The organism is Burkholderia sp. 22PA0099, assembly GCF_047497165.1.
In the GTDB taxonomy this organism is placed as follows: Bacteria; Pseudomonadota; Gammaproteobacteria; order Burkholderiales; family Burkholderiaceae; genus Burkholderia.
In genome coordinates this window covers 3,285,361-3,309,582 of record NZ_CP163164.1, presented here as the reverse complement: position 1 = coordinate 3,309,582, position 24,222 = coordinate 3,285,361, and the positions used below count along the sequence as shown (strand labels likewise).

The following is a 24,222-nucleotide window of genomic DNA, read 5'->3' as shown; positions in this document are numbered from 1 at the left end:
TCAGTGCGCCACGGCGGCGGAGGTGGCGCTTGCCGCCGTGGCCGTCACCGAGCTGGTCGGGCGCGGCACCGCCGCGATCTCGACGCGGCGGTTCTTGGCGCGGCCCGTCTCGTCGGCATTGGAGCCCACCGGCTGCTCCGAACCGAACGCCGCCGCGAACACCGACGGCGCGGGCACGCCCGCATCGATGAACGCGCGCGTGACGGTCAGCGCGCGCTCGGCGGACAGCTCCCAGTTGTCGGCGAAGCGGCGGTTGCCGGCGCGCACCTGCTGGTCGTCGGCGAAGCCGCTGACCATCAGGATCTGGTCGCGATCATGCAGGTAGGCGGTCAGCGGCCCGGCGAGGCTGCGCAGCAGGTCGCGGCCGGCCGGCTGCAACTGATCCGAATTCACGGCGAACAGCACGTTGCCCGCGATCCCGATGCGGCCGTCCACCAGCGTCACGCGGCCGGCCGCGAGCGGGCCGGCCAGCGCCTGTTCGAGCGTCTTGCGGCGCTGCGTTTCCACCTGCCGCTGCTTGACCTCGTCGGCCAGCCGCGACGACGCTTCGAGCTGCATGCCGATCACGCCCACCAGAATCAGCACGAACGCGCCGAGCAGTGCCGCCATCAGGTCGCCGAACGCGGCCCAGACGGGCACACCCGCGTCGAGGCCGCCGTCGATATCGTCGTTCATGCCGGCTTCGCTCCGTCGAGGCGTTGCAGGTTTTCGACGATCTGCTGCTGCGACATCAGGCTCAGGTCGATCACGTCCTTGGCCTGCGCGACGTAGTAGGCCAGTTGCTCGTCGCTGCGCGCGAGCGACTTGTCGAGCGCGCCTTCGATGCGCTGCAGTTGCGCCATCAGCTTGTCGTTCGATTCGCCGAAGCCGGCCACGGCCTGACCGAACGCCTCGGCCAGGCTGGCCATTTCGACGGCGCTGCCCGTGACTTGCGCGGACACGCCTTCAAGCGCCTGCGCGCCCGTCTCGACCTGCCGGTCGAAGCGCGTGCCGACACGGTCGAGCAGGTCGGACGAGGTGGATACCAGCGCATCGATCGCGCCGCGTTGCTCGTTGCTGGCGTGGCTGACGGCGTCGAGCAGGGTGGCGACGGTCGAGAGCAGGCGGCCGCGTTCCTCGAGCATCGCGGTGTCCTGCACCATGCTCTCGGACAGCTTCTGACGCAGCTCCGCGACTACGTCGGCGGCGGCGCGCGGCGCTTCGGCGGCTGCTTCGACGAGGCGCGAGATTTCGGCGAAGGTGTCGCGGGCGTGGGTTTCGGTTTGCGCGGCGATGGCGGTGGCGGCTTGCGCGAGCGCGTCGCAGATCGCTTGCTGGCGCTCGGCGGCTTGTGTCGAGGCGGCTTGCCAGGCGGTGGCGTGTGCGTCGGCGGCGCGCGCGATTTCGGCAATCGTGCCGCTGGCGTGTGCTTCGGCGTGCGTGGCGATGCTATCTGCGGTTTTGGCGAGCGCGTCGCAAATGGCCTGCTGACGATCGGCGGCCTGCGTCGAAGCGGCTTGCCACGCGGTAGCGTTCGCTTCAGCGGCGCGGGCGATTTCGGCGATCGTGCCGCTGGCATGTGCTTCGGTCTGCGTAGCGATGCTGTCGGCGGTTTTGGCGAGCGCGTCGCAAATGGCTTGCTGGCGCTCGGCGGCTTGCGTCGAAGCGGCTTGCCACGCGACGGCGTTTGCTTCGGCGGCGCGGGCGATTTCGGCGATCGTGCCGCTGGCGTGTGCTTCGGTCTGCGTAGCGATGCTGTCGGCGGTCTTGGCGAGCGCGTCGCAAATGGCCTGCTGGCGCTCGGCGGCCTGCGTCGAAGCGGCTTGCCACGCGGTAGCGTTCGCTTCGGCGGCGCGGGCGATTTCGGCGATCGTACCGCTGGCATGTGCTTCGGTCTGCGTAGCGATGCTGTCTGCGGTCTTGGCAAGCGCGTCGCAAATGGTCTGCTGGCGCTCGGCGGCTTGCGTCGAAGCGGCCTGCCATGCGGCGGCGTTCGCCTCAGCAGCACGCGCGATTTCCGCCACCGTACCGCTGGCCTGCGCGGCGGTTTGCACGGAAATCTCGTTGGCCGTCTTGGCGAGCGCGTCGCAGATCGTCTGCTGGCGCTCGGCCGCCTGCGTGCTGGCCGTCTGCCAGGCCGCCGACGAGGCCGCCGCGAGCCGCGCGATTTCGGTGACGGTGGCGGTGGCCTGCGTTTCGGTGCGCGCGGCCACGTCTTGCGCGGTGGCCGCCAGCGCCTCGACCACGGCCTGCTGGCGTTGCGCGGCCTGCGTGCTGGCCGCTTCCCAGGCAGCCGAGGCCGATTCGGCGGCGCGCGCGATCTCGCCGAGCGCGCGGCCGGTTTGCGCTTCGGTCTGCGCGGCGATGCTGCCGGCCGTGCGCTCCAGCGTCGCGCAGATTTCGGCCTGCTGCTGCTGCGCGGCCGCGTTGGAGGCTTGCCATTGCTCGCGCAGCGTCGTGCCGACGGCTTCCAGCGAGCCGGTCCAGGCCGCGAGGCGCGTTTCGTCGCGCGCGGCGAGCTGGCCTTGCAGTTCCTGTTGCGTGCCGTGCAACTCGCGCAGCAGCGCGGCGGCGTGCGTTTCGAACGTCGCGGCGGCCGAGGCGAGCGCCTGGCGGTTGTCGTCGGCGAGTTTTTCGCCCGATTGTTCGTGACGCGCCAGCGCGTCCTGCCAGGTTTGCGACGCGGCTTCGGCGGCGGCGGCCTGACGGCTGTCGACATCGCGCAGCAGCGTGGCCGAGCGCGCCTCGAAGCTGGCGTTGAAGCTGTCGAGCGCGCCGCGCAGGTCGCCCGCCAGCGCGTCGCCGGCGCGGCGTTGTTCGGCCAGTGCGTCGGTCCAGAGCCCGGCCACGCGGGCCGTGCTGGCCTCGAAGCCACGGTTCAGGCCGTCCAGTTGGCGTTCCACCGCCTGCGTCAGCGTGCCGTGCAGCGCGGCGCTTTCGCGTGCGAGGCCGGCCATCGCGGCATCGACCACCGGCGCGATCGCCGATCCCGCCACGCGCGCGCTTTCCGCCGCGCTCGATTTGAGCGCCTCGCCGAGCGTCGCCGCGAGGCGCGCGTGGCTGGCTTCGGCGTTGTCGAGGAAGGCCTGTTGCCCGGCGAGCTGACGGTCGCCGGCCGTCGCGCCCTGGCGCTCGATGGCCGCGATCAGCGTTTCGAGCTTGTCGACCAGCGCCGGCATCGCGTCGGCCTGGCGCTGCATCAGCGCGAAGCCGGCCTCGCGGCGGTGCGCGTGCGAGAACGGGCGCAGCACGGTGGAGCTCAACGCGTCGAGCTGCTGCACGGCATCGAGCCGCTCGCGGCGGCACAGCGCCGACAGCAGCCCGAGCATCGCCGAGGTGGCGACGCCCGCGATCGAGGTGCCGAACGCGAAGCCGAGGCCGCGGATCGGCGCGTACAGCGCATTGCGGATCGCGTCGAGGCCGGTCGCGCCGTCGAGCGCCGCGCTGGTGCCGCGCAGCGTCGCCACCATCCCGAGCAGCGTGCCGAGCATGCCGAGCAGCACCAGCAGGCCGACCAGGTAGGGCGTCAGCGCCGGCGCGGGCAGGGCCGCGCGCTCGCCCTCGACGCGGGCGCGCACCGCGCCGCGCAGGCCCGGCGCGAGTGGTTCGAGCCAAGCGGCCAACGAGGCCGGCTCGGCCTGCGTGGCGCAGGCGCGCGTCAGGCTCGCCGTGGCCTGGCGGTAGCGGTGCAGCTCGAACGCGCCGCCCGCGTAGAAGGCGGCGATCAGGAGCGTGACGGCCAGCGCGAGCGGATTGGCGCTCACGTAGCCGGCGCCGATCCAGGCCACCACGGCCAGGCCGGCGAGAAATACGACGAGATCGATGCGAAGTCGGGACATAGATGGAAATTAGCGGGCGCGAAGGGCCGCGAGCAGCCCTCCGACCGGTTGGAACCGGACATCCAGTTCGGCGAGCAGGACGCTCTGCATATCCTTGCGGAACGTGTCGAGCCAGGTGTCGGCCGGCGCGGGGCCGGGGGCGACGCGGGGCCGGACGGCGGCGGCTGCGTGTGCGGTTGGGGCGGCGGTGTTCGGGGCTTCTGCCTGGGCCTGGGCGTCCGCCGCCGCTTGCGCCTGAGCCTCTGCCGCCACGGTTTCCGCCTCAGCCTGCACCCGAGCTTCCGCCTCGGCGGCTTCGGCTGCTTCCGCCTTGGCAGCCGCGCGCAACCGCTCGAAATACTGACCGAGCAACCCCGGCACCGCGCCGAACAGGCTGCGTTCGCGCGCGGCCAGCGCGCGCTCCATGGTGGCGTCGAGCGCGGCCAGCCGTGCCAGCGCCGGCGATTGCGCCGCCAGCCGGCCGCGCAATCTCGCGCGCAGGTCGCCGATGTCGCTCTCCATCTTCTGCTGCAAGCCGAGGCAGCACTGACGATAGAGCGCGAAATCGGCGTCCGGGCCGGTGAGATCGGGCAGACGCGCGGCTGGCGGAGGCGAGGCAAAGCCGCCGCCCTGGCGGCCGTGGCGCGGCGCGCGCGCTGGCGCGAGCAGGGCGTCGTTGGCGATCGCCTTCGACAGCGCCGAGCGCAGGTCCAGGCAGCGCGCCGCCTCGTCGCCGCCCTGCGTGCGCAAGCCGGCCACCGCGGCGGGCACGGGGGCGGCCAGCACGGAGGAGAGCGCGATCGCGTCGGTCCAGCCGACCCATTCGCTGAGTCGGTCGGGCAACGGCAGCGCGGTACGCGGCACGTCGGGCTGGCCGAGACGCATCAGGAGTCGGATGATGGCCGGCGCGTTCAGTGAAGTGCGCGGCGAGGTGGGCAACATGCGGCGAATCAGAAAAAAAGGCAGCAGTTTACACAACGGCGCGGCTCGGCACGCGGTTTTGGCCGACGAGGCGTGCGGCAGGGGCTCCCGGAAGGTGCGGCCAGGGGCGTCGGATGCACCACTGGCAAGGCGCGCGGGCCGTCAGGCGGCACCGAGCGCCTTCTTCATGAAGTAGCGCGAAAAGCCGGTGGGATAGTCGGGCAGCTCGGCGAAACAGGCGTAGCCGAGCCGCTCGTAGAACGGCCGCGCCTGGAAGCTGAAGGTGTCCAGCCAGGCGTGATGGCAGCCGCGCGCCACGGCTTCCTGTTCCGCGAGCCGCATGAGGCGCGTGCCCACGCCGCTGCCGCGCGCCGCTTCCGGCACCACCAGCAACTGCGTGAACAGCCATTCGTAGCCCGTCATGCCCCACAGGCCGCCCACGATCTCGCCGCCCGCATCGCGCAGCGCGACAACCAGCGGGCGATGCCCGGCCGGCGCGCCGGTGGCATTCACGTTGTATTGCACGAGCGGTTCGACGATGCGCTTGCGGACGGCCTCGTCCGCCTGATCGGTCAACGTATAGGTGTGGGTCATGGTCGTTTGATCCGGAAAAGGGAGGCGCAGAGGGCCGGGCGCCCCGGTTCGCCACGCGAGACGGCAGGTATAGCGGACTGGCGCATGCCTGACAACAGCGCGGGACCGTCGCGGGAGCCACAGGCTGGCCGTCTGACACATGCCTGTCGGCATGCCGCTATACAATCCGCCGCTCGCAATCAGGCATCGCCACGAGGTTTCATGACCCGTCCGGACCCGGCCGACCCCGCCACCCCTCAGCAGCTCGCCGATTTTCTCTGCTTCGCCGTGTACTCGGCCAACCTGGCCTTCGGCAAGGCGTACAAGCCGCGGCTCGACGCGCTCGGGCTGACCTACACGCAGTACATCACGCTGGTGGCCGCCTCCGAGGGCGAGGCGCAGACGGTCGGCCAGCTCGGCGAACGCCTCTACCTCGAATCGAACACGCTGACGCCGATCCTCAAGAAGCTCGAGGCGCTCGGTTATCTGGCGCGGCAGCGCGCGCAGCACGACGAGCGCCAGGTGCTGATCAGCCTGACGCCGCAAGGCCGGCAGTTGCGCGAAACGCTGGGAAAGTTGAGTGTGGCCGATGCGACCGGCCTGTCGGCCGAGGAAAGCGACGCCACGCAGCAGGCCGTGGCGCGCTTGCGGGACCGGCTCGTGGCGTCGGTGCGCAACGACGATTGAAGAGATGGCTTGACGTCCGTTCGAGCGCCGCCTGAAGGCAGGCGGTGCTCAACCGGTTGCGCACGCAAGCATCCGCGCCGGTTCCGGCCGCCCCGCCATGCAGCACGGGGCGGCCGGCAACCCTCAGACTGCCGCGCCGCGGCCCGCCTGCGGACGGCTGGCCGAGGTCAGCGCCGAGATCACCAGCGTCACGACGATGTTCACCACCAGCGCGATCAGGCCGATATAGAACGTGTAGGAACCCGAACCGACGTGCAGCGTGTACACCGGCTTCAGGCCTTGCGAGACCGACAGCGCGGTGCCCAGCACGATCCCCACCAGCCAGCCGATCAGCAGGCCGGTCGCGCTGAGGCGGCGCGTGTACAGGGAGAACACCACGGCCGGCAGGATCTGCAGGATCCAGATCCCGCCCAGCAGTTGCAGCTCGATGGCGTACTGCGTCGGCGCCGCGACGATGAACACCAGCGCGCCGAACTTCACGAGCAGCGACACCAGCTTCGCCGTCGAGGCCTCACCGGCCGCCGATTGATTCGGCGAGACCAGCGGGCGCCACAGATTGCGCGTGAACAGGTTCGCCGCGCCGATCGACATGATGGCGGCCGGCACCAGCGCGCTGATCGCGATCGCGGCGGCGGCGAAGCCGACGAACCACGACGGGAACAGCGTGTGGAACAGCGCCGGCACCACATCGGTGGGCGACTTGACGTGGATGTCCGCGGCGATCGCCATGTAGCCGAGCAGCGCGATCAGGCCCAGCAGCACCGTGTAGGCCGGCAGGAAGATCGCGTTCTTCTTGACGGTCGCGGCCGAACCCGAGGCCAGCACGCCCGTCATGGTGTGCGGATACATGAACGCCGCCAGCGCCGAGCCGAGCGCGAGCGAGGCATACGCCGTGAACTGCGTCGGCTTGAGCAGGATGCCGGTCGCGCCGCCCTTGGCCGCGAAGTGCGCGTCGGCCAGTTCGAACACGTGCGCATAGCCGCCGAGCTTCACCGGGATCAGGCAGACCGCCGCGATCACCACGATGTAGATCATGATGTCCTTCACGAAGGCGATCATCGCCGGGGCGCGCAGGCCGCTCGTGTAGGTGTAGAGCGCGAGGATCAGGAACGCGATGATCAGCGGCAGCTCGCCCGACACGCCGAGGCCCTTGATCACCACCTGCATGCCCACCAGTTGCAGCGCGATGTAGGGCATCGTCGCGACGATGCCGGTGATCGCCACCGCCGCCGGCAGCCACTTGCCGCCGAATTCGCCGTGCACGTAGTCGGCCGCCGTGATGTGGCCTTTCGCGTGCGCGATCTTCCAGAGCTTCGGCATGACCGCGAACACGAACGGATAGACCACGATCGTGTAGGGCAGCGCGAAGAAGCCGTAGGCGCCCACCGCATACACCAGCGCCGGCACCGCGATCACCGTGTAGGCGGTGTAGAAATCGCCGCCCACCAGGAACCACGACACCACCGTGCCGAACTGGCGGCCACCGAGGCCCCATTCATGCAGTTGCGTGAGGTCGCCGCGCCGCCAGCGCGCCGCGATGAAACCGAGCACCGTGACGAGTGCGAAAAACGCGATGAAGACGGTCATCGCCACCGGATCGATCGAATAGCCGTCGTTCATTTTTCACTCCGGTAGACCAGATACAACAACACGGACGTAACCGGAATCCACAGCAATTGATACCAGTAGAACATCGGCAGGCCTGCAAACGACGGCTGGCCGTAGTTATAGAACGGCAGCCATAAAAGCGCGACATACGGAATCAGCAGCGCGACCCAGACCCATAGCGGTTTCCGTTTGCGTGCATCGTCTTGAGGGCTGTCTGCCATCGGTCTCTCCTCCTGTGCGGTGGGCTTCGTATCGGGTTATTGGATAAAGCGGCTCGATTGTGAGCCATTATGAGATAGGTTGCAGTAGGCAAACGACCGGCGTTGTCGGCTTTGGACAAATTGCAATGATTTCCTTTCAAATTGCTTTTGAATAAGGCGTTAATTCTTACGAATTAATTTCATTGTTTTGACGGACCGGTCGGACCAGTTAGGAATCCGCAGTACGGCCGAGCGTGTCGCACGTTGCCTTGCCAGCCAACCATTCTCTTTTCGCCGGGTAAAAATCGACCCGGCTCAATCGATCGATATCGCCATGACTACTTCGCAGCCCGTTGCATTGATTACCGGTTCGACATCGGGGATCGGTGCGGCCATTGCCCGCCGACTTTCGAAGGATGGGTTTTCCGTTGTCCTGCACTCGCGCAATTCGGTCGAGGCGGGGCAGGCGCTGGCGCGCGAGCTCGGCTCGGCCGCCTACGTGCAGGCCGACCTGGCCGACGACGCCGATCGCATCCGGCTGGTGCGCGAGGCGGTGGCCGTGTGGGGCCGGCTGGACGTGCTGATCAATAACGCCGGCATCAGCCGCGTGATTGCGCATGCCGATCTGGCGGCGGCCACGCCGGAGGTCTGGCATGAACTGCATGAGATCAACGTGGTGGCGCCGTTCCGGTTGATAACCGAAGCGCAGGCGGCGCTGAAGGCGACCGCCGCGCGCGGGCGGCCCGGCTGCGTGGTGAACGTCAGCTCGCACGCGGGCGTGCGGCCCAAGGGGGCGTCGATCCCGTACGCGGCGAGCAAGGCCGCGCTCAATCACGTGACGCGCTTGCTTGCGGTGTCGCTGGCGCCCGACATTCGCGTCAATGCCGTCGCGCCCGGGTTGGTGGATACGCCGTTGACGGCGGATTGGACGCAGGCCCAGCAGCTTTGGCGCGAGAAGGCGCCGATGCGGCGGGCGGCCAGCCCGGACGATATCGCGCAGGCGGTGGCGTGGCTGGTTGCTTCGGATTACTTGACGGGGGAGATCGTGATGTCGGATGGCGGGCTGAACTTGACGTAAAGGTGGATGGATCGCGGCGCCCGATGAACCGGTCAGGCGCCGCGTCGCCTCAACTCAACTCGCCACCGTCAACGCGAACGGCTTGAACCCCGACGCGCGAACGAGATGCGGCACCATCAGCATCATTGCTTCCGTCGCGCGCGCCGATTCGATCGCCCCGAGATCGAGCATATCGTGCGCCGGCCAGCCCAGTTCGATCAACAGCCGCGCCACTTCCTCCTTGGCCTCGCCGTCGTTGCCGCTCAGAAATGCCTTCGGTGGTATCGCCAGCGCACCCGGCGCCGTCATGACGCTGACGTGCATCGTGTTGAGCGTCTTGACCACCTGCGTGCCGGGCAGCGCGGCCTGCAACTGTTCACCCAGGCTGCTGCCCGCGTAGAGCAGCCCGCCGGGCATGCCGTCCGGCAGGCGCTCGGTGGCGTTCGCGAGGTCGAGCAGGATGCTGCCCTTCAACGCGTCGCCCAGCGCGCTTAGGCATTCCAGCGCGACATGGCCGGGCAGCGCGTTGATGACGATGCGCGACGTGCCGGCCGCGTCCTCCAGCGTCGTGTGATGGACGGCCGGCCCGCGCCAGCGCGCCGATCCGGCTTGCGGGTTGCGATGGCCGACGGTGACGTGATGGCCTCGATCGACGAGCGCTTGTGCGAGCGAGGTGCCGACGCGTCCCGCGCCGAGAATGCCGATATTCATAGGGTGTCCTGATTGATTGGAAATCGGTTGATCGATAGGGTGTGGCGCGTCAAACCACGTCGCGCAACGCGTCGATGCATTCGCCGTGAACGCCGGGCGCGCAGGCCAGGAAATCGTCGCTCGCGAGCGTCCACGGCTGGCCGCGCAGGTCGGTCACCACGCCGCCCGCCTCGCCGATCAGCAGCGCGCCGGCCGCTTGCCCCGAGCGCACGTTGCTGTGCTGCCAGAAGCCGTCGATCCGGCCGGCGGCGACCTGCACGAGCGGGAACGTGGCCGGCACGGTCATGCGCACCACCAGCGCCCGGCGCAGCATTGCCGTGATCGATGCGCCGATGCGGCGGTGGGTGGCGTCGCTTTCGCCAGGCTTGGCCTGGCCGGTCGTGACGAGGGCGGCGCGCAGTTCCGTCCGGGTGGACGTGCGCATCGGCACGCCATCGGCATACGCCACGCCGCTGCCGCGAACCGCCGTGTAGAGCCGCCCGGCAACCGGCTCGTGGATCGCCGTGAGCACCGGCACGTTGTCGCGTATCAGCGTGGCGCTGACGCCCCATTCCGCCAGGCCGTGCACATGGTTGATGTTGCCCTCGACGGGATCGACGAGCCACCATTCGCCGTCGGGCAGCGCGCCGCCTTCGAGCTCGTCCTCGACCCAGCGCGCGGCGGGGCGGGCCTGCGTCAGCAGCGGGCGCAACACGGCGAGCGAGATGGCGTCGTTGGCGTGGATCGCCTCGATCACGCCGGGCAGCGTGTCCGGCGTTCGGACTTGCGGGTCGAAGTGGCGCAGCATCGCGTCGCCTGCCGCGCGCACGGCGGCAACGGTCGCGGCCAGCAGCGCGCCGTCGTCTGCCGTCGTGACGGCTTGCGCGGCAAGCTGGCCCGCGATGTATCGCTTGGGGTCCTGAGTATTCATATCCGGTTGCACTCCTGAATGCGCATCAGCGCGAACAGGCTTCATTTTTCGGTAGCGAGTGATTAACATCAAATCAATTGTCGTTACCGCTGAGTTAACTCAAATGCAACTCGATATGAACCTGCTGGTGGCGCTCGACGCCTTGCTCGACGAAGGCAGCGTCGGCGGCGCGGCGGCGCGCATGCATGTCAGTTCGCCGGCGATGAGCCGGACGCTCGACCGCATCCGGCACATGACGGGCGACCCGATCCTGGTGCGTGCCGGCCGTGCGATGACGCCCACGCCGTATGCGGAATCGGTTCGCGAAGAGGTGCACGCGATCGTGGCGCGCGCGCAGGCGGTGCTGGCGCAGCAACGCCATTTCGATGTGTCGAAACTGACGCGCAGCTTCGTGATCCAGTGTCACGACGCGCTCGCCTGCACGTTGGGCCCGGCGCTGCTGGCGCGCCTGCGCGAGGCCGCGCCGCACGCCAGCCTGCGCGTGCTGGCCGAGGCGTCGACCGATGCGCCGGAATGGCGGCAAGGGCAGATCGATCTGCACATCGGCGCAGCGATTCCCGCGCAGGCGGAGATTCACCACGCGGTGCTCGGCCACGACACGATGGTCGTCGCGATGCGGGCCGGGCATCCGTTGGCGGGTGGCCGGCTCACCGCACGCCGTTACGCGAGCGCGGAGCACATCATCGTGTCGCGCCGCGGGCGGCTGCGCGATCCGGTGGACGATGTGCTGGCCGCGCAGGCGCTGGCGCGCCGGGTGGTGGCGTCGGCGCCCACGGCAGCGGCGGCGCTGTGCATGGTCGGCGCGTCGGACTTGCTGGTGGTGGTGCCGACGCACGGCTGCGCCGCGCTGGCGGGCTCGCTCGGGCTGGTGACGCGGCCGATGCCGGTGCCCGTGTCGGCCTTGCCGGTGGTGGCGTCATGGCATGGGCGATACGACGGAGACCGGGCGCATGCGTGGTTGCGCGAGAGGGTGGCGGCGGTGGCGGGGGAAATGTTGCGGGGATGACGCGCGCTCGCTTTTACCGGGCTGGCTTTGGAGGCGTCAACGCGGCGGCTTGCGCAACGGGTCCAGCAAGCTCTTCAAGCCGTTATGGTCGATCTCCTGCATCAACGCGAGCAGCCGGCCGATCTCGCCCGGCGGAAACCCTTCGCGGGCGAACCAGTTCAGATAATGCCCGGGCAGGTCGGCGAGAATCCGGCCTTTGAATTTGCCGAAGGGCATGGTCAGGGTGACGAGGCGTTCGAGGTCGGGCGTTTGCATGGGGCGTATTGTGCATGGATTTCCGATGCGACATGGTTTCGGCAGCGCGCATCGCCTGCGTTGAATACGTTTCCGGCAAGCCGCTTCAATGAAATCGACAGCGCAACACCCATCGTCGATAATCTCGCCGCGTAAAATGCCATTCACCCCGATAACCTCGACGAGCCGCCCTCCATGTCAATCCAGCGAGCCTTGTTTCTCACGGCGATGTTTCTGTTTTCCGGTATTGCCGAAGCGCAGCAAGTCGGCGTGGTGGATGGCGGCGTGTATTACTCCGTCAATCCGGCATTGCCGAAAGGCACGCGCGTTCAAGTCCTGAGCGACGATGGCCGAGGCGTCATCCAATGCTGCGGCGAGATTGCCGGCCCGGCCAGACAGGCGAATCGCCAGGTGCTCGACAGCCTGCGCGACCGCCCGGTCACGGCCTATGCGCTGACGCCGGGCGGCGCGTTGTCGGCCGACAGCGCCGGCTTCGGCATTGCCGGCAACGTGAAGATGATCAGGCAGGGCGCGCATCCGCAAGGCATTCTGGAAGACGGCTCGCACTTGAATTTCTCGATTTGCGCTTCGTCGGAGGGCATGCATTATCTGGGGCGGCGCGCCGGCGACAATAAATTGCTCGTGCACCTCTACGAATATTTCGATGGCGATCTGGAGTCGAATTGCAAGGACAGCGAATTGAAATGAGCTGGAACGGCCGCCAACATTCGATTATCGATATCAAGATGAAGCCGCATTCCCGCGCGTTCGTCGCAGTCCTGGGTGTTGCCGCGATCGTCGCCGCAACCGCCGGCGCCCCGGCCTGGTCCGCCGAAACCGCATTCCCGCGCTTCGCCCAGAAGGAAGGCCGGCTCGACGCCAACGACACGCCGCTTTCGGGCGTGACACTTTGCGTGCTGCCCGACAAAAACCCGTGCTTTGAAATGCCTTCCAGCCCGATCCCGGGCGACGCGAAGGATCGCTATCAATTCGCGCTCAACCCGCGGTCGGAGCGGTTGCCGCTGGCCGGCGGCGGCTCGTGGGTGTTTTTCTCGGGCATGTTCTCGGGCGGCGGCAGCGGCATGCTCGAACGCGTGGCCGTGCTGCGCTACGCGGCCGACGGCAGGATCGAGAACCTGATGCCCGAGGTGACGGCCACCGATATCGCCGACCGCGCGATGTGGAACGTGCCGGAGGTTTCGCCGTATCCGGTGTTCATCCGCGCCGATTTCATCTGGGGCGACGGCGAGGATCACTTCGGTCAGCATGTGTTCGGCGTCGACGGCTGGATGTTTGATCCGGGCGTTCATCAGTACAGGAAAGTGTTTTCGTATCGCACCGCGCGGCGCTACGCGCGCGGCGACCAGGACGATCATGTCTTGAAGGCCGAGCGTGAGGAGATCCTGCGGCGGTTGAAGGCGGGGCGTTGATTCGGGCTGCACATGGACGGGCCGTGGCGTCAGCCGGCGTCGGTCAGGCACTTTAATTGGCATCAAACGATGCTATTATTGGTGCCTTGAGAAAAAGGAGGTTTCTGTGCGTACTACCATTGCGCTTGATGACGACTTGGTCGCCAAGGCCCAGGCCTATACGGGAGTGGAAGAAAAATCCGCGCTCGTGCGTGAAGCACTGAAGGCCTTGATCCAGCGTGAGGCCGCAAAGCGGCTCGCAAATCTTGGAGGAAGCCAACCGGGTATCAAGAGCGCACCGCGTCGGCGGCAGGACGACAAATGATCCTCGTCGATACATCGGTCTGGATCGATCACATCAATGCGACCGATCCCATGCTGGTTGAGCTGCTCGCCGAGGAGCGCGTGTTGATTCACCCCTATGTGGTCGGGGAAATTGCACTCGGCAGTTTGCGTAACCGCGAAGTCGTGCTTGGTGCGCTACGGGATTTGCCGACTGCGCCCGTTGCCACTCCGGATGAAACGTTCTACCTGATCGAGCGTGAAGGTTTGTTCAATCGCGGAATCGGATATGTGGACACGTCGTTATTGGCCTCGGCGCGTCTGAAACCTGGTGTCGTCATCTGGACGCGTGACAAACGCTTGAGGAAAGTGGCTGACGAACTTAACCTCGGCGCAGTGCTGGGGCACTAGCTGGCGGGAAACGCCGGCGGTCCGCTTCGCTTCAGCACCGGTGGCCCACGGACTGGTCAGAAGCGACTGATAGGTATGGAATAAGACGTTGATATTGGCCGTTTTCGATAGGCGGGTGCTCGTGCCGCTCTCGTTGGAAAGCATCATCGGTTCTACTTCGAATCGCACGGCCGAGGCGATCTCGAAGGCGTATTCCACAACCCCGCGCAGGCGTGGAATCACGATTTTTACTGGAAATCGCTGAGCTCGACAAAGTGGGATCTGATCGTAGATGCCCCCGATGTTTCGCTGTCGATCACGGTAAGCGGTGCCAATATCCCGGCAGCGGGCAAATGCGGCTGTATGGTGGTGATGGCCAGCCGCTTGTCGACTTCGATTCGATCATGATCACGGCGGCCGCCATGAGTGCCGGCGCGATGACCATCGCGCCGGGCACCAGAATGCTTACCGTAAGCGCTCGCTATTTACTATGTTCGATTTCGATTATGTCGAGCGCTGCTGGCCGTTCTTTCACAATCCGGGTTAGAGCTGCGCCGGGATCGTGATGCTGCTCGGACAGGACAGGGTCGGGCCGCTGTCGGTGATCGACACCACCCGGCCGTTCGAGCCGATCGAGGTGGTCAGGCTGCTTTTGCTGCCCAGTTGCAATTCTCCGTTTGTCACCGAGAAGGCGTTGCCGCCGCTGATCTGGCTATTGGTGATGCGGATTCCCGTGTCGCCCGTTTTCGGGTCGCCCATCAGGCTGTTCGAGAGCCCGACGATGGCGCCTTGCTGCTTGGTGGCGGTGGCGATCACGTTGTCGATATTGACGTTGGCGATGATCGGCAGGTTGCCGCCGGTGCCCGATGCGTAGGCGTAGGTGAACAGGAACGGCTGCTGGACGTTGCGCATGCAGGTGTTCCGATAGGTGATGCCGGTGGTTGCGCCGCTGTCCTTGACAGTCTGGTCGGTCTTGATCCGGTAGCCGAAGTCGGTACCGCTGAACTGCACCGTGTCGATCGTCACCTGCGAGACGCCAGGGTTGGCCAGCGTGGTGCCGGCCGCTTCCTGGCCGCCGATCGAGATGCCATGACCGCCGCCGACCACGCAATGGCCGATGGTAACGTTCGAGGTGGCCGCACCGCCCGCGTTGGACTTGATAGCGATGTCGTCGTCGCCGGTGTCCAGCACGCAGTTGCGGACAGCCGCGGTTTGGGTGCCGATGATGTCGATCGCGTCGGTATTCGGCGCGAGATCGTTGCCGCTGGCATTGCGATTCGGGTTTGCGTAGATCCACACGCCGTCGATCGTGACGTTTTTGGAACCGGACTCGATTACCAACTGTTCCTTCGGCGAATTGCGAATGATCAGCGCATTGTCGGTGGCATTGGACGAACTCGGAAAAGCGACGATCGATTGCGATTTTCCGGCATCGGTGAAGTTCGAGCCGATTTGCAGGGTCGAGCCGGTGATCGCGATCAGCTTCGGTCGAGCCGTGTTGTTTTGGCCGATCGCCGCTGGCCAGTAGTCCTGACCATCGCCATCGATCGCACCGGTGCCGGTAATGGTCAAATTGCTCAGATTGCTTCCGGTAAGCATCGCGCCGCTGGCGGGCTGCGAGGGCGAGCCTTTCAATGTGAAACCCTTCTCCAGCTTCAACACGATGTTGCTGGCCAGGTTCACGCTGGTGATGACTGCTGTCGAGATGCCGTTGTTGCTGGTCAGGTCGACCAGGCCCGGGCTGCTGCTGGTACCGCTGGCGGCGCACTGCTTGATTGCATTCTGAAGGTTGGTGGTATTGCTGCTGGCCGAACTGCTCCACTGGGGCGTGCAGGTCTCGGCCTTGGCAGATGCCTGCACGGTGAGCGCGGCGAAGGTAGACAGCGCCAGTGCCGCGCGCATGCTGATATTCCTTTTCATCGTTTTTCCTTGTCTTTGAATGGCGGAGGAAATCAAGCTCGACACGCACGCGGAAGCAGGCGGCCAATGAATCGCTGCCAACGGTGGGTCGAACCTCTGCCAGGATTCCCTTCGAACCCTGGGTACTGCCCGGTGACACCGACTTGTGCGGATCATGCGGATCAGCGAGGTCGGTGATCGTGGTGTCGTGGAGCCGGCCCGCGATCGTGATGTTCTATGAGGGGATGCCGTTGACGTTTCGCGCCCGATCGGGCCCAGCGCACTCGCGTCGGTATCGGCGCTGGTCTGGGCGACCCTGGAGCAGGGCTGCACGCCAAAGGCCCCAACCTGAAAGCCGACGGCAGGGGAGGAAGGACGGTGCGATGCCATTCAATGAGGCGATGTGATGAATGGCCCAATCGTTAGGTATCCAGATCGAGCCTGCTGTCATTGCGGCGCTGTCGGGGGACGTGGCGCAGGCGCCAGCGACTCCCGGCGTATCGGTGCCTTCGCCTCCGAAGGCGCCGAGTAGCGTGCTGCCCATCGGAGCCCCGTCATAGCCAAGGAATTCTCGCTTCATGATCCTGAATATTTTGAGCGGATCCGATTCGCCGGATGGCGCTTGGAAGTCGTGGGTGGTCACTGCTGTCTCCGGCATATGTGGTGATCTTGTCGATGGGAGGCAATGGCGAGGTGATATCTAATGTCATACGATGACACGATGATAGGATGATGGGAAAATAAAGCAAGGCCCGTATCTACCCTATGAAAAGCGGTTTGTAATATCGAAATAAGCCCTGTATTTAAGCGTTTTATTCAGATTTTTTGGATCCAGACAGAGTTTGATTGCACGGCGACAGGGTACTGAGCCAGCTGCGGTATTGGGTTTTGATATGTGATGTCAGATGTCTTGCAAGGTGCTTGAGTCACATGGAACGGTACGATTTTCGGCTCGTACGTTCCGCCAGACGACATCGGCATCCGAGAACGGGAGGGGACTAAAGATTCGCGGCTCGTCTGCCGAGCGCGCCAAAGCGTTCCGGCAGGTACGCGCGTCTGGCTCGCGGCCGGCGTGCCAGATATGCGCTGCGCGCTACCGATTTGTGGGATAAATAATAATCAGATGATTCCTTGCCTCGTATCATGGCGCTGCATTGGGTTTTTAGTTCATTGTTTCGATGTTTTGGTGCTTGCCAGAACGTCGTTCCAACTCAATGAAGGAGAAAGTCGGCATGCCCATTCCCGCGTACATGTGGCTGAAAGATGATGGTGGTGCGGACATAAAAGGCTCGTCAAGCGTTCAGGGTCGGCAAGGAAGCATTGAAGTTATCAGCTTTGGGCACGGCGTGAATCTGCCGGTTGATGCCGCTAATGGAAAAATCACTGGCGCGCGCGTTCACTCGGCAGTCGCGTTTGAAAAGGAATTTGATGCTGCAACGCCCTATCTATACAAGGCTGTCGCTAAGGGGCAGACGTTGCAGTCCGCTGAAATCAAATGGTATCGCATCGACGACGCGGGAAAGGAGGAGGTGTATTTCGTGATGCTGTTGGAGGGTGTGAAGGTCTGCGGCATCAATCCCGGCATGGCTAATGCAAAACTGGCACAGGCATCCGCGCTCAATCATGTCGAGTCCGTTTCCATGATGTATGACCGCATCACGTGGCATTACCTAGATGGAAATATTAAATTTTCTGACTCGTGGAATGAACGCTGATAAATGGGGCAGCCATGGCTTATCAAGGAAAATTTTTTGTGAATAACGTGCCGTTGGCACCTCTCACGATTTTTGGTGTCGGTACGTTCAACGCGTTTTCAGGAAACAATCAATATCGTAATCGAGGCGGCTGCACTGCGGTTCTCGATAACGGTCCCATTCCAGCAGGCAGATACTGGATCATTGATCGACCGACCGGTGGTATAGGTTCCATTGCCTTCGCACGCTTCAAAGACGAATGGAACACTTTTTTTGGAAACCCATCGAATCACCGAGAATGGTTTGCACTGTATCGGGATGATGGGAAAATTGACGACGTGACGTGGGTAAATGGCGTCAAGCGTGGGCAGTTTCGATTGCATCCGGCAGGTGGGCATGGCATCTCGCTCGGCTGCATTACCCTGCCGAGCCGCGTCGATTTCCTGAGAATCCGGAACGCATTGCTGCACACCACAAAAATTCCTGCAGGGAATTCGGGGCTTGACGCCTATGGAACAATTGAGGTCATCACGTATGGCAACACTTGCCCGTAGGCTGTTCAAGCTCACGTTATTCATCGGCTTGTTTCTTCTTTCAGTCCGTTATGTGCATCCATACCCCTATGCGTGGACAGAAACCCAGGCGCATGCATGGTTGTATACGTCCCAGGCCCTGGGTATTCGCGACCCAGACGATTTATATTTCGTGATATGGGTGACGATCGAATTGGTTGTGGCAGTGCTTGCCTATCTGGCAATCGTGAAACTATGGCGCAGGTCTCGAACGCATTGCCTGAATCAAACCTTGGGTAGATAGGCATTCGATCGATGGGCGAACGTCGTACCCGGCGGCTCGCCCGGAAAACCCCGCATCCCGCTTTCACCCGCCTTTCGCGTACATTCCTCATCGAATCCGCCGCCTCCCATCTGCGCAGAATTGTCCTGCTCCAGAACAATTCCCTCCCATCCGAGCAGGGCGGGCACGTCTATCGTTGAACCCGGCTCGGCAGCTTCGGCATCGCCGGAAACACCCCGGGCCGCACTCAGTCATTCGTCATCCTGTTGTTATCGGATGGACAACTCACACGGATAAAAAATGTTTACATCGAGACTCCGCGGCCTCGCGCTCGGCGCGTTGCTCGCCGGCGCGGGCGTCCTCAACACGGCCCACGCCGCCAACGCAGCCTCTGCAGCCCCAGCAGCCACACCTTCCCCCCCGAACAGGCCGGCGATTTCGTCGCGCACGATTTCACGTTCTCCGACGGCACCGTGCTGCCGGACGTGCGGATTCACTACGTGACGATCGGCACGCCGCACCGCGACGCCTCGGGCCGGATCGACAACGCCGTGCTGCTGATGCACGGCACCACGGCCACCAGCCAGGAATTCCTGACGCCGCTGATGCGCCGCGAACTGTATGCGCCGGGCCAGCCGCTCGACGCGCGCCGCTATTTCGTGGTGATTCCCGACGGCCTGGGCCGTGGCGGCTCCAGCAAGCCGAGCGACGGCATGGGCGCGGCGTTCCCGCACTACGGCTACACCGACGTGGTGGAAGCCAATCACCGGATGCTGGTGGACGGCCTGCACGTGACGCATCTGCGCCTGGTGCTCGGCGTGTCGATGGGCGGCATGCAGACCTGGATGTGGGGCGAGCGCTACCCGGCGATGGCCGACGCGCTGATGCCGGTGGTCAGCCAGCCGATCCCGATTGCCGGGCGCAACTGGCTGTGGCGGCAGATGATGATCGGCGCGATCCGCAACGATCCGGGCTGGCAGGACGGCGCCTACAAGACGGAACCGACGCAATGGCTGCGCATGATGCCGATCTTCGCGCTGATGACGGTGAACCCGGCGCGCATGCAGGAGGAAGCGCCCGACCGGCAGGCCGCCACGGCGCTCTACGACACGCAGGTCGAGCGCGCGAGGAAGAGCGACGCGAACGACGTGCTGTACTGGTTCGAATCGTCGCGCGATTACAACCCCACGCCCGATCTCGGCAAGATCCGCGCGCGCCTGCTGGCCGTGAATTTCGACGACGACCTGCTGAACGCCACCGATCTCGGCGTCATGCAGCGCTACGTGCCGCTCGTGCCGCACGGCAGTTATGTCGAGGTGCCGGAATCGAGCCATTCCTACGGACACCTGACGCAAACGCATCCGGAAGCCTGGAAATCCTATGTGGCCAAACTGTTGGCCAATTGAAACGCGCGTTTCGATTAATCCGAATCAACAAGGTGGAATCATGAAAACCATGCAGAAATGGATCGCCGGCGCGATGTTGGCGGCAGTGTCGTCGGTTTGCCTGGCGCAAACCACGGGCGTGACGCGCACCGAGGTATTGAAGGGCGACATATCGGTGCCGGGGCGCGAAGCGGTGATTTCGCACGTCACGATCGTGCCGGGCGGCAAGCTCGGCTGGCATACCCACCCGGGCGACGAAATCAGCTATGTGGAGGCGGGCGTGCTGACGCTGCTCGTCGACGGCAAGCCGACCGAACAGGTGCCGGCCGGCAAGGGCTTCATCGTCGAGACCGGCCACGTGCACAGCGCGAGAAACGACGGCGCCGCGCCGGTCGAACTCGTGACCGTGCATGTGGTGACCAAGGGCCAGCCGCTGGCCACGCCGGCCGCGCCGCCGGCGCAGTAAACCATCCGCCGCGGGCGGCTCCGGGTTGGGTTTTCACCCGCCCGGGCCGCCCCGGCACCTGCCACCCGCGCTCCTGCCGGGCGGCAGCGTTCCGTTCCCCCGATGTGCCGCGCCGCAACAGCGCGAACGAGATTAATTCAAGCCGCCGGGAAATTTCACTTGCTGTGTTTATAATCGTCCGTTCCGCCGATCGATACGATGCCGGGTGGGCGGGGTACGGCGGGTTCAATGCACGACCGAAGTCGATATGAATTGAAGATTTTGTAAGGTTAGATCATGTCCGATTGGCCCAATACGCCGGTCCCATTCATGGACGGCATTGCCATCTGTGTGGCCACGATCGGACGCGATATGCACCGCGCGCTCGTCGTGACGGCTGCCAATCACCATTTTTTCGAAATGATGGGCGTGACGGGCGAGGACATGCCCGCCTTTCCGATTCCGCTCGATGTGCTGGCGGCGGATTTCGCGCTGCGCGATTTTCGCGAGCAGTTGCGGGTGTGCTTCGACGCCGGCGAATCGCCGCAGATCGCATGGAGCTACGATTTCCGCGCCGATACCGAGGTGTGGCGCCTGTCGCTGGAGCCGGTGCGGCATCTGCAAGGCGGCAAGGCGATCGTGCGTGAAGTGATGGTGACGGGTTTCGACGTCGCCACCAAATTGCCGCCCAATCAGGAACCCGATATCAAGGCCGCGCGTTATCGCGCCGTGGTGAATTCCGCCTACGACGCGATCGTGACGATCGATCACGATCGCAATATCACGCTGTTCAATCGCGCGGCGGAAAACATGTTCGGTTATTCGGCCGCCGAGATAATCGGCCGGCCCATCGAAACCTTATTGCCCGAAAAATATCGGGCCGATCACCCGCAGCGCGTGCAGCGATTCGCCGACAGTTATCAACCGACCGTGCGCCACAATACGCCGCCGCGCATGGATGGCAGCAATAGCGTATTCGGCCAGCATCGCAATGGTTCGATTATTCCGGTGGAAATCGCGCTGTCGCGAATCGACGTGCATGGCGCGACCGAATTTACCGCCGTGGTGCGCGACATTACCGATCGTGCGCTGCAAATGGAATTGCTGAAACAGCAGGCCACCACCGATGCGCTGACGGGCCTGCCGAACCGGCGCGGCTTCATGGAATTCGTGGAGAGCGTGCTGGGCAGCGAAGACGCGTTGTCGGTGTTCATTCTCGACATCGATTTCTTCAAGGACATCAACGACAGCCACGGCCACGATGCCGGCGACGAGGTGTTGCGCGTGCTGGCGCAGGTCGGCGCATCGATGACGCACGAGCCGAACGTGTTCGCGCGCTGGGGCGGCGAGGAGTTCGTGGCGGCGCTGCCCGGCGCCGACGCCGACCGCGCGCATCGCGTGGCCGACGCACTGCGCCAATGCTTCGAGCGCCAGGACTTCGAGCATCCGTGGCGGCTCCAGCCGATTCCGTTTACGGTCAGCATCGGCGTGGTGGCGCGCGAGGCGGGCGAGGACGACGTGGAAGCACTGATGCGCCGCGCCGATCGCGCGCTGTATCGCGCCAAGCAATCGGGCCGCAATCGCGTCGAGATGGCGTGATGCGCGCGGCCCCGGCCGCTTGCTTGCCGCTTATTTGCCGCCCGTCACATCGAGGAACGTCCCGGTAATGAACGACGCCTCGCTCCCCGCGAGCCACAGGATCGCGCGCGCCACTTCCTCGGCCTGACCGCCGCGTCCCATCGGGATCGACTCCCTGACGCGGTCCACGCGCCCCGGCTCCCCGCCGCTGGCGTGCATCTCCGTGTAGATATGCCCCGGCCGCACGCAGTTCACGCGAATGCCGTCGCGCGCCACTTCCTTGGCAAACCCCGTGGTGAACGTTTCGAGCGCGCCTTTCGAGGCGGCGTAATCGACGTATTCGTTGGGGCTGCCCAGGCGTGCCGACGCCGACGACACGTTGATCACCGCGCCGCCCCGGCCGCCGAGGCGCTGCGACATGCGTCGGATCGCATGCTGCGCGCACAGCATCGGGCCGATCGCGTTGACGGCGAAGATCCGCTGCATCCGCTCGAAACCCAACTCCACCAGCGGCGATTGCCGCGCGATGATCGCGGCGTTGTTGACCAGCACATCGAGGCGGCCGAACGTGCGGTCGATCGCGGCGAACAGGTCGTCCACTTGGGCCGGGTCGGCGCTGTCCGCGCGCACGGCCAGCGCGCGGCGGCCGTGCGCCTGCACGTCGGCGGCCACGGCCTGCGCGGCGGCTTCGTTGGCGACGTAGCTGATCGCCACGTCGTAGCCGCGTTCGGCCGCGAGCCGCGCGGTGGCGGCGCCGACGCCGCGGCTGCCGCCGGTGATCAGGATCAGCGGGGCGGGGGAAGGGATGGTCATCGAGCGAATCTCCTGGTCGTGTTGCAGTGCGGTGCGCTCAGTCTAGGTGCGCGCGCAACCCGCCACAACGGACCGGAATTCGTCTCAGCAGTGAGAAAAAGTCACGCGCTGCGGCGTGCTGCCGATGCGGATGCGGAAAACCCCTAGGCGCGATTTAGCCATGTATTACCAGCCGGCATGCCACGCTCGTTACGCTGGCGGCACTAGAAGACCGCATCCCCACGAGAGCAGGCATGACCATGATCCGAGTTCGTCGCACGCAGTCCTCATCTTCTTTCCGCATGACCCGTGGTTCCTCGCGCCTGCTGACGCTGGCCGTGCTGGCCGGCGCCTGCCTCGGCGGCGCGGGCCTCGCGCAGGCGGCCGGCGATCCCGCGCAGGGCCGCGCCAAATTCACCGCGTGCGTGGCCTGCCACGGCGCGAACGGCAACACCACCACCTCGCCCGGGTTCCCGAAGATCGGCGGCCAGAACGCGGCCTACGTGGCCGCCGCGCTGCACGCGTACAAGGCCGGCCAGCGCACCGGCGGCACGGCGCAGATGATGCAGCCGATGGCGCAGGGCCTGTCCGATCAGGACATCGACAACCTCGCCGCCTATATCGCCACGCTCGGGCCGAAGTGAGGCCCGCCGCTCACCCCTTGATCGAGACGAAGGAGATCGCCCGATGGCCAAATTGATTCACACGATGGTGCGCGTGCACGACCTCGACCGCTCGCTCGCGTTCTACGACGCGGCGTTCGGCTTGAAGCCGTCGCACCGGCTCGATTTCGACGATTTCTCGCTGGTCTACCTGCGCAACGCCGAAGCCGAGATGGAACTCGAACTGACCTGGAACAAGGGCCGCGAGCCGGCCTATACCCACGGCGATGGCTACGGCCACGTCGCGTTCGTGGTGGACGACGCGGCCGCCGACCGCGCGCGCCTGGTCGGGCTCGGCCTGCAGCCGAAGGACGTCAAGGCGTTTCGCGACGGCGGCGGCGAGCTGATCGCGCGCTTCTTCTTCATCGAGGACCCGGACGGCTACAAGATCGAGGTGCTCGAACGGCACGGGCATTACCGCTAGGCGAAGGCCGGCAATCACCGGCATATAAAAACCCAGGCAGCAAGCGAAGCACCCCAGGCAGCAAGCGTGATGACGGTAGCACCACAACAACAAGCGCCACAAGCGAACCCGAGCGCATCACGTTCCCGCAATCAAGGAGACGAACATGGAAGGCAAAACCATCGGCATTGTCCGCGAGAGGCAGGCCGAAGCGGACGGCCCGCGGCGCATCGCGCTGACGCGCCGCGAGTGGCTCAAGGGAACCGGCGTGCTGATCGGCACGCTGGCGCTGTCGTCGTCGCTGGCGGCGTTCGCGCCGAGCCGCGTCTGGGCGATCGAGCTGCAAGGGCTCGATTCGCACACGGGCGCGGTGCTGCTCGCACTGGTCAAGCAGATCTATCCGCACGCCACGCTCGACGACGCCGTCTACGCGCTGGTGGTCAAGGATCTCGACGCCAAGGCGCGCAAGGATGCGGCCACCCGCACGCAACTCGCGGCCGGCGCGCGCCAGCTCGACGCGAAGTCGGCCGGTGGCGACTGGGCTCACGAGGATGCCGCCGCGCAGGCGAAGGACACCGCCGCGATCGCCGGCACGCCGTTCTTCGAGACGGTGCGCAGCACGGCCGTGGTCTCGCTGTACAGCAACGGGCTGGCCTACCGGCACTTCGGCTATGGCGCCGCGCAAGGCGACGGCGGTTATTTGTTCCAGGGCTTCGACGACCTGAGCTGGCTGCCCGACCCGGCGCCGCAGGACAGCGGCCCGGTTCCGGCAGCCTGACCCTGG

26 protein-coding genes are annotated in these 24,222 nt (G+C 65.4%); 15 read left to right on the top strand and 11 right to left on the bottom strand.

The window, feature by feature from the left end:
• From AB4851_RS14470 to AB4851_RS14455, 4 genes are all read right to left on the bottom strand, one after another.
• The gene (locus tag AB4851_RS14470) at window positions 1-675 is read right to left on the bottom strand and encodes an OmpA family protein (protein WP_414447784.1); all 675 of its coding nucleotides are present in this window, start codon (window positions 673-675) and stop codon (window positions 1-3) included.
• Window positions 672-3,818: a DUF802 domain-containing protein gene (locus AB4851_RS14465; protein ID WP_414447783.1), complete on the bottom strand. Its 3,147-nt coding sequence runs from the start codon at window positions 3,816-3,818 to the stop codon at window positions 672-674. Before AB4851_RS14465 ends, AB4851_RS14470 begins: the two co-directional genes overlap by 4 nt.
• A gap of 9 nt (window positions 3,819-3,827) precedes the next feature.
• Entirely contained in the window at window positions 3,828-4,739 is a 912-nt protein-coding gene (locus tag AB4851_RS14460) for a DUF3348 domain-containing protein (protein ID WP_414449197.1), read from the bottom strand.
• Between the two features lie 141 nt (window positions 4,740-4,880).
• Window positions 4,881-5,312, bottom strand: coding sequence for a GNAT family N-acetyltransferase (locus AB4851_RS14455; protein ID WP_414447782.1), 432 nt, complete (start codon window positions 5,310-5,312; stop codon window positions 4,881-4,883).
• Window positions 5,313-5,513: 201 nt separating this feature from the next.
• Between AB4851_RS14455 and AB4851_RS14450 the strand changes: the two genes are divergently transcribed.
• Window positions 5,514-5,978, top strand: coding sequence for a MarR family winged helix-turn-helix transcriptional regulator (locus tag AB4851_RS14450; RefSeq protein ID WP_414447781.1), 465 nt, complete (start codon window positions 5,514-5,516; stop codon window positions 5,976-5,978).
• Window positions 5,979-6,101: 123 nt separating this feature from the next.
• Here the strand turns inward: AB4851_RS14450 and mctP are convergent, their stop codons facing one another.
• Both mctP and AB4851_RS14440 read right to left on the bottom strand, forming a co-directional pair.
• Entirely contained in the window at window positions 6,102-7,598 is a 1,497-nt protein-coding gene (gene mctP, locus AB4851_RS14445) for a monocarboxylate uptake permease MctP (protein ID WP_414447780.1), read from the bottom strand.
• On the bottom strand, window positions 7,595-7,807 hold the full coding sequence (locus AB4851_RS14440; RefSeq protein WP_414441753.1) for a DUF3311 domain-containing protein: 213 nt from the start codon (window positions 7,805-7,807) through the stop codon (window positions 7,595-7,597). The genes mctP and AB4851_RS14440 overlap by 4 nt, the downstream gene beginning before the upstream one ends.
• Window positions 7,808-8,120: 313 nt before the next feature.
• Here AB4851_RS14440 and AB4851_RS14435 point away from each other — a divergent pair, with 313 nt between their 5' ends.
• On the top strand, window positions 8,121-8,864 hold the full coding sequence (locus tag AB4851_RS14435) for an SDR family NAD(P)-dependent oxidoreductase (protein WP_414449196.1): 744 nt from the start codon (window positions 8,121-8,123) through the stop codon (window positions 8,862-8,864).
• Window positions 8,865-8,918: 54 nt separating this feature from the next.
• Here the strand turns inward: AB4851_RS14435 and AB4851_RS14430 are convergent, their stop codons facing one another.
• Both AB4851_RS14430 and AB4851_RS14425 read right to left on the bottom strand, forming a co-directional pair.
• Window positions 8,919-9,554, bottom strand: a complete 636-nt coding sequence (locus AB4851_RS14430) for an NADPH-dependent F420 reductase (RefSeq protein WP_414447779.1) — start codon at window positions 9,552-9,554, stop codon at window positions 8,919-8,921.
• 49 nt (window positions 9,555-9,603) lie between these two features.
• The gene (locus AB4851_RS14425; RefSeq protein WP_414447778.1) at window positions 9,604-10,464 is read right to left on the bottom strand and encodes an inositol monophosphatase family protein; all 861 of its coding nucleotides are present in this window, start codon (window positions 10,462-10,464) and stop codon (window positions 9,604-9,606) included.
• Window positions 10,465-10,567: 103 nt separating this feature from the next.
• Between AB4851_RS14425 and AB4851_RS14420 the strand changes: the two genes are divergently transcribed.
• Complete coding sequence (locus tag AB4851_RS14420) at window positions 10,568-11,470, top strand: LysR family transcriptional regulator (protein ID WP_414447777.1); 903 nt, start codon at window positions 10,568-10,570, stop codon at window positions 11,468-11,470.
• 36 nt (window positions 11,471-11,506) lie between these two features.
• Here the strand turns inward: AB4851_RS14420 and AB4851_RS14415 are convergent, their stop codons facing one another.
• Window positions 11,507-11,725: a DUF3820 family protein gene (locus AB4851_RS14415; RefSeq protein WP_414441758.1), complete on the bottom strand. Its 219-nt coding sequence runs from the start codon at window positions 11,723-11,725 to the stop codon at window positions 11,507-11,509.
• Between the two features lie 174 nt (window positions 11,726-11,899).
• On the opposite strand from AB4851_RS14415, the gene AB4851_RS14410 reads away from it, so the two are divergent.
• The 4 genes from AB4851_RS14410 (at window position 11,900) to AB4851_RS14395 (ending at window position 13,806) form a co-directional block, all read left to right on the top strand.
• Window positions 11,900-12,412 carry a hypothetical protein gene (locus tag AB4851_RS14410; protein ID WP_414447776.1) on the top strand — a complete coding sequence of 171 codons (513 nt, stop codon included), beginning with the start codon at window positions 11,900-11,902 and terminating at the stop codon, window positions 12,410-12,412.
• A gap of 38 nt (window positions 12,413-12,450) precedes the next feature.
• On the top strand, window positions 12,451-13,134 hold the full coding sequence (locus tag AB4851_RS14405) for a hypothetical protein (protein ID WP_414447775.1): 684 nt from the start codon (window positions 12,451-12,453) through the stop codon (window positions 13,132-13,134).
• A gap of 106 nt (window positions 13,135-13,240) precedes the next feature.
• Entirely contained in the window at window positions 13,241-13,438 is a 198-nt protein-coding gene (locus AB4851_RS14400; RefSeq protein ID WP_414447774.1) for a type II toxin-antitoxin system VapB family antitoxin, read from the top strand.
• Window positions 13,435-13,806 carry a type II toxin-antitoxin system VapC family toxin gene (locus tag AB4851_RS14395; RefSeq protein WP_414447773.1) on the top strand — a complete coding sequence of 124 codons (372 nt, stop codon included), beginning with the start codon at window positions 13,435-13,437 and terminating at the stop codon, window positions 13,804-13,806. The genes AB4851_RS14400 and AB4851_RS14395 overlap by 4 nt, the downstream gene beginning before the upstream one ends.
• Before the next feature lie 522 nt (window positions 13,807-14,328).
• Here AB4851_RS14395 and AB4851_RS14390 read toward each other — a convergent pair.
• A complete protein-coding gene (locus AB4851_RS14390; protein WP_414447772.1) occupies window positions 14,329-15,705 on the bottom strand; it encodes a glycoside hydrolase family 28 protein in 1,377 nt (458 codons plus the stop codon).
• A 1,211-nt stretch (window positions 15,706-16,916) separates the two neighbouring features.
• On the opposite strand from AB4851_RS14390, the gene tssD reads away from it, so the two are divergent.
• From tssD to AB4851_RS14365, 5 genes are all read left to right on the top strand, one after another.
• Window positions 16,917-17,399, top strand: a complete 483-nt coding sequence (gene tssD / locus AB4851_RS14385; RefSeq protein ID WP_414447771.1) for a type VI secretion system tube protein TssD — start codon at window positions 16,917-16,919, stop codon at window positions 17,397-17,399.
• A 14-nt stretch (window positions 17,400-17,413) separates the two neighbouring features.
• A complete protein-coding gene (locus AB4851_RS14380; protein WP_414447770.1) occupies window positions 17,414-17,932 on the top strand; it encodes a DUF2778 domain-containing protein in 519 nt (172 codons plus the stop codon).
• 507 nt (window positions 17,933-18,439) lie between these two features.
• On the top strand, window positions 18,440-19,579 hold the full coding sequence (locus AB4851_RS14375; RefSeq protein ID WP_414447769.1) for an alpha/beta fold hydrolase: 1,140 nt from the start codon (window positions 18,440-18,442) through the stop codon (window positions 19,577-19,579).
• Between the two features lie 40 nt (window positions 19,580-19,619).
• Window positions 19,620-20,024 carry a cupin domain-containing protein gene (locus AB4851_RS14370; RefSeq protein WP_414447768.1) on the top strand — a complete coding sequence of 135 codons (405 nt, stop codon included), beginning with the start codon at window positions 19,620-19,622 and terminating at the stop codon, window positions 20,022-20,024.
• Between the two features lie 276 nt (window positions 20,025-20,300).
• Entirely contained in the window at window positions 20,301-21,602 is a 1,302-nt protein-coding gene (locus AB4851_RS14365) for a GGDEF domain-containing protein (RefSeq protein ID WP_414447767.1), read from the top strand.
• A 30-nt stretch (window positions 21,603-21,632) separates the two neighbouring features.
• Here the strand turns inward: AB4851_RS14365 and AB4851_RS14360 are convergent, their stop codons facing one another.
• Entirely contained in the window at window positions 21,633-22,394 is a 762-nt protein-coding gene (locus tag AB4851_RS14360) for an SDR family oxidoreductase (RefSeq protein WP_414447766.1), read from the bottom strand.
• 233 nt (window positions 22,395-22,627) lie between these two features.
• Between AB4851_RS14360 and AB4851_RS14355 the strand changes: the two genes are divergently transcribed.
• From AB4851_RS14355 to AB4851_RS14345, 3 genes are all read left to right on the top strand, one after another.
• Window positions 22,628-23,017: a c-type cytochrome gene (locus AB4851_RS14355; protein ID WP_414447765.1), complete on the top strand. Its 390-nt coding sequence runs from the start codon at window positions 22,628-22,630 to the stop codon at window positions 23,015-23,017.
• A 43-nt stretch (window positions 23,018-23,060) separates the two neighbouring features.
• Window positions 23,061-23,459 carry a VOC family protein gene (locus tag AB4851_RS14350; protein ID WP_414447764.1) on the top strand — a complete coding sequence of 133 codons (399 nt, stop codon included), beginning with the start codon at window positions 23,061-23,063 and terminating at the stop codon, window positions 23,457-23,459.
• 145 nt (window positions 23,460-23,604) lie between these two features.
• A complete protein-coding gene (locus AB4851_RS14345) occupies window positions 23,605-24,216 on the top strand; it encodes a tat (twin-arginine translocation) pathway signal sequence (RefSeq protein ID WP_414447763.1) in 612 nt (203 codons plus the stop codon).
• Window positions 24,217-24,222: the final 6 nt, after the last annotated feature.